The organism is Leucobacter fengyongliangi, assembly GCF_050971685.1.
Taxonomy (GTDB): domain Bacteria; phylum Actinomycetota; class Actinomycetes; order Actinomycetales; family Microbacteriaceae; genus Leucobacter.
Genome location: NZ_JBPCEU010000028.1, coordinates 1 through 4,367, shown reverse-complemented (window position 1 = coordinate 4,367; position 4,367 = coordinate 1). Strand labels below are relative to the sequence as shown.

The 4,367-nt window shown below is 64.4% G+C and carries 5 protein-coding genes; 2 read left to right on the top strand and 3 right to left on the bottom strand.

Annotated elements, in window-relative coordinates; translation table 11 throughout:
• Nucleotides 1-41: 41 nt before the first annotated feature.
• Nucleotides 42-806: an IS6-like element IS6100 family transposase gene (locus ACR0R4_RS13045; RefSeq protein WP_001389365.1), complete on the bottom strand. Its 765-nt coding sequence runs from the start codon at nucleotides 804-806 to the stop codon at nucleotides 42-44.
• Between the two features lie 204 nt (nucleotides 807-1,010).
• Between ACR0R4_RS13045 and smpB the strand changes: the two genes are divergently transcribed.
• Nucleotides 1,011-1,535, top strand: coding sequence for an SsrA-binding protein SmpB (gene smpB, locus ACR0R4_RS13040; RefSeq protein WP_433647800.1), 525 nt, complete (start codon nucleotides 1,011-1,013; stop codon nucleotides 1,533-1,535).
• Here smpB and nylB read toward each other — a convergent pair.
• Together nylB and ACR0R4_RS13030 are read right to left on the bottom strand one after the other, a co-directional pair.
• Nucleotides 1,510-2,688, bottom strand: coding sequence for a 6-aminohexanoate-dimer hydrolase (gene nylB, locus ACR0R4_RS13035; RefSeq protein ID WP_012476896.1), 1,179 nt, complete (start codon nucleotides 2,686-2,688; stop codon nucleotides 1,510-1,512). The two genes, smpB and nylB, sit on opposite strands and share 26 nt — an antisense overlap.
• On the bottom strand, nucleotides 2,685-3,053 hold the full coding sequence (locus ACR0R4_RS13030) for a hypothetical protein (RefSeq protein ID WP_433647799.1): 369 nt from the start codon (nucleotides 3,051-3,053) through the stop codon (nucleotides 2,685-2,687). Before ACR0R4_RS13030 ends, nylB begins: the two co-directional genes overlap by 4 nt.
• A gap of 16 nt (nucleotides 3,054-3,069) precedes the next feature.
• Between ACR0R4_RS13030 and ACR0R4_RS13025 the strand changes: the two genes are divergently transcribed.
• The gene (locus tag ACR0R4_RS13025; RefSeq protein WP_433645266.1) at nucleotides 3,070-4,326 is read left to right on the top strand and encodes an integrase catalytic domain-containing protein; all 1,257 of its coding nucleotides are present in this window, start codon (nucleotides 3,070-3,072) and stop codon (nucleotides 4,324-4,326) included.
• The last annotated feature ends 41 nt before the right edge of the window (nucleotides 4,327-4,367 follow it).

The window sequence follows — 4,367 nt, the reverse complement described above, 5'->3', positions numbered from 1 at the left end:
AGATTGGCGGCAGTCAGAGGTAGGCTGTCGCTCTGCGCCGATCAGGCGGCTGCTGCGAAATGGTGGTTGAGCATGCCCATGGCCTCCGTCAGCGCCGAGGGCCCAATGCCAAAAGCTCTCTCCACAAGGCGCACCTCGCCCCTGATGCCGGGCTGCAGGCACCAGGGGCGAGCCTGTCCTTTGCGCAGGGCTCGCATGACTTCGAATCCCTTGATCGTGGCATAGGCCGTGGGGATCGATTTGAAACCGCGCACCGGCTTGATCAGTATCTTGAGCTTTCCGTGATCGGCCTCGATCACGTTATTGAGATACTTCACCTGCCGGTGGGCCGTCTCCCGGTCCAGCTTTCCTTCGCGCTTCAATTCGGTGATCGCTGCACCATAGCTCGGCGCTTTGTCGGTATTGAGCGTGGCAGGCTTTTCCCAGTGCTTCAGGCCTCGCAGGGCCTTGCCCAGGAACCGCTTCGCTGCCTTGGCGCTGCGGGTCGGCGACAGGTAGAAATCGATCGTGTCGCCCCGCTTGTCGACTGCCCGGTACAGGTAGGTCCACTTGCCCCGCACCTTGACGTAGGTTTCATCCAGGCGCCAGCTCGGATCAAAGCCACGCCGCCAGAACCAGCGCAGCCGCTTCTCCATCTCCGGGGCGTAGCACTGGACCCAGCGATAGATCGTCGTATGGTCGACCGAAATGCCGCGTTCCGCCAGCATTTCCTCAAGGTCGCGATAGCTGATCGGATAGCGACAATACCAGCGCACCGCCCACAGGATCACATCACCCTGGAAATGGCGCCACTTGAAATCCGTCATCGTTCCGTCCGTCCAATCTCCGCCAAGCATGCTCAAGCTTCACGATTTTTGCAACAGAGCCCTCGTGGGCGTGATCCTCTCGGCGATCGCGGCGAAGATCGCGATCACGCGGTATCTGCGGGTCTAGCGGCGAGGGTGCGGTAGGCTGGATCCTCGCGCGTGAGCGCGGATCCCGCACCAGCCCGACGGCAGAAAGGATGTGACATGCCCAAGGAGACCGGCGAGAAGCTGATCGCCTCCAACAAGAAGGCCCGGCACGAGTACAACATCCTCGACACCTACGAGGCGGGCCTGGTGCTCACCGGCAGCGAGGTGAAATCGCTGCGCATGGGGCGCGCGTCGCTCGTCGACGGCTACGTCTTCATCGAGCGCGGCGAGGCCTGGCTCGACGCGGCGTACATCCCCGAGTACCTCAACGGGTCGTGGACCAACCACGCGCCGCGCCGCAAGCGCAAGCTGCTGCTGCATCGCCAGCAGATCGACAAGCTCTACCAGAAGACCCGCGAGGGCGGCATGACGATCGTGCCGCTGCGCCTGTACTTCCTGGACGGCCGCGCGAAGGTCGAGATCGCCCTCGCGAAGGGCAAGAAGGAATACGACAAGCGGCAGACGCTGCGCGAACGGCAGGACAAGCGCGAGGCCGAGCGGGCCATGCGCAGCAAGAACCGGCGGGGGAGGCCCGCCGCGAGCGGAGCGACCGTGGCTACACTGCGTCGAGCGCGCGGCTGACGTCGAGCAGGATCCCGTTCTGCAGCCGGTGCCAGTGCTCGGTGTCGGGATCGGGCCACGACGACAGCTTGACGATCACGGAGTCGGTGAGCGGGTCGAGCCACAGATTCTGCCCGTGGATGCCGATGCCGCTCACGTTGCCGCGCTCGTTGCCCGTGCACCACCACTGGCGGGTGTAGCTGCCGTCGGGGAAGGTGTTCGTGAAGCCCTTGTCGGTCATCGCCTCGTGCGATCCGCCGGCGAGTACGCGACGCACCCAGTCCTCGGAGACCACGCGGCCACCGGGGGCGACGCCGCCGTCGAGCATCATGCGCCCCACGCGCGCGAGATCCCGCGCCGTGCAGGAGACGCCGCCGTGCGCGAAGCCGAAACCCGTCGTGTCGACGGTGATGGTAGCGTCGCGGTCGGCGTCGAGCTTCGCCCACAGGTACGTGGAGAGCGCTTCGACGTAGCGCAGACCGGTGACCCGTTCGACGATCCAGGCGAGTACGTCGGTGTTCGCCGAGCAGTACTGGAACTCGCCGGTGCTGCCGTCGCCGCGGAGGGTGGTGAGGAACTCGTAGGTGTCGGCCGGGTCGCCGTGGCGGCGCGTGCGCCAGCCGGCCGAGCGACCGTGGGTCTGCACCTCGGATGCGGGATCGACGTAGTCCTCGTTGTAGTCGATCGAGATCTGCATGTCGAGCACCTGCAGCACGGAGGGCCCGTCGTAGACGGAGCCGGCGAGCTCGGGTACATACTCGGTGACGGGCTGCGCGGGATCGATGCGCCCCTCGTCGACCAGTGCTCCGACGACCGTGCCGCACAGCGACTTCGAGACGCTCATCAGCAGGTGACGGTCGTCGGGCGCGAAGCCGGCGCGGTAGTACTCGGCCACGACCTCCGTTCCGCGCAGCACGAGGAAGGCGTCGGTGTAGGTCTGTTCGAGGCGCTGTTCGAGGTCGGGAAGCTGCGCCGCGATCGCGCCGAGCCGCGCGAGGGCATGACCGGGCGCGTTCACCGGGCGCCGCGAGACCGCTGCCGAGGGCACCATCTCGCCGAGGTGAGCGAAGGCCCAGCGGTTGTGCGGGGGCTCCTGCCAGCTGTCGAGCGTCGGTTCACCCGCGGCGGCGTCGGGGTATCGGGCGGGGTGCGAGCCGGTGGTGGGCGTGTTCATCGAGCGTCTCCGAAGGTGTGGCCGCGGCGGGTGAAGAGGTAGTACAGTCCGCCGCTGACGATCATCGCAACGGGAGCGGAGAGATCGATGTAGCCCATGGCCTCGGCGATCGCGCCGCTCCAGAAGTCGGTGGTGAGGAAGAAGGAGGCGGCTGCGCCGCCGATGATCCCCGCGGCGAGGCCGGGAATGCTGAAGCCACCGGTGTACCAGTACTTGGCCCCCGGGCGCTCATCGAAGAGATCGAGGCCATCGTATCGGTTGCGGGGCTCTGTTGCAAAGATTCGACGTGCCTCACCTAATATGCCCGCGAAACACTTCCGGTGCATCACGTAAAAATGCCCGCGAAACGGAATCATCAGTTTCATGGGAAGTGGGCTATCAATGCGTGCCAGACACGAGATCACACGAAAGTTCGCGAAGCAGTATGCCGCAGCGGCCAAGAAGGAGAAGAGCCGTCTCCTTGACGAGGTATGCGCGATCACGGGCTGGTCCAGAGACAACGCGCGCAGACAGTTACAAGCTGCGCTGAAACCGCGTCGGGTAGGGGCCCGGCAACGTAAGCCGCGCCCGCTGAAGTACTCACATGACGCGTTGAAAGTGCTGCAGAAAGTGTGGGCGTTCGCGGGCGGGATCAGCGGGAAATACTTGGCCGCGTCAATGGAACTCCAACTCATGCTGCTGGAAGCGCACGGCGAACTGGTCCCAGGCCGGGGCAGGTACAGTCACCACGTCGCGGACGAGTTGCTGGCAATGTCACCGGCCACGATCGACCGCTACCTCGCCCCAGCCCGCGCGAGGGACCCACTCCGCGGGATCGCCACCACCACGCCAGGCCCGCTGCTGCGGAACTCGATCACGATCAGGAAAGCCGGTGACGAGATCGAGGCCGTACCCGGGTTCTTCGAGGGCGACACCGTCGCACACTGCGGGCCCGTCTTGAAGGGTGAGTTCTGTCGCAGTGTTGATCTCACCGACATGCACACCGGTTGGACGTACACGCGCTCGATCCGGAACAACGCACACCTGCACATTCGTGACGCCCTCGACCGATTCATCAGCGAAGTGCCGTTCGAGGTGACCGGGGTGGATTTTGATAACGGGTCCGAGTTCATCAACTACGACGTCATCGGTTGGGCTGCAGAACTTGACATCTACTTCACGAGGTCCCGGCCGTACAAGAAGAATGATCAGGCCACGATCGAGTCGAAAAACAATCAGATCGTGCGCCGGTACGCGTTCTACTGGAGGTACGACACCGCGCCTCTGCTGAAGCTATTGAACGAGTTATGGCCGCTGGTGAACGATCGCCATAATTTCCTCACCCCCACGAAGAAACCCATCGGTTGGGCGACCGATCAAAGGGGGCGCCGTAAACGTGTCTACGATGAGCTCGCGACACCATTCGACCGGCTCCAGCGTTCCGGTGTGCTCAGCGCCGAGAAGACCGCCGAGTTGACCGGGTACCGTGACAGCTTGAACCCGGCCCACATCGCTCGCGAGATCGACCGAATCCAGCAGCGCCTCACCTACCTCGCGGCCGAGAAGACTCGCACGCTCGAAGCGATCGAACTCGCGAAAGCACCAAACGCGGCAGCCGGGGTCAAGCCGGCCCGCGCGAGCAGGAAACAGGCAAGCTAAGCTCGAGAATTACGCGGGCATTCTTATGTGAGTCACCGGTG